The 223-nt window shown below is 61.0% G+C and carries 1 protein-coding gene; it reads left to right on the plus strand.

Going from position 1 to position 223, the window contains the following annotated elements:
• The coding region (locus tag ACP7IZ_RS13915) for an ExbD/TolR family protein (protein WP_426849766.1) at positions 1–223 on the plus strand (223 nt) is incomplete at both ends.

Raw genomic sequence — 223 nt, forward strand, 5'->3', positions numbered from 1 at the left:
GATCATGCTGATCATCACCATCCCGTTGCAGACGCAGGCGGTCTCGATTGATCTGCCGCAGGGCAACCCGCCGCCCAGCACGGAAGAAACCCCTGTGGTGACGCTGGTTGTGGACTTTGATAACTCGCTGACATGGAATGGCCAGCCGATTAATGGGGAAGCCGATCTGCAGGCGCATCTGCGCGAGATCGCCAGCGGGCCAGAGGCCAGCCGGCCAGAATTC

The organism is Acetobacter sp. AAB5 (assembly GCF_050106715.1).
Lineage (GTDB): Bacteria > Pseudomonadota > Alphaproteobacteria > Acetobacterales > Acetobacteraceae > Acetobacter > Acetobacter oryzifermentans.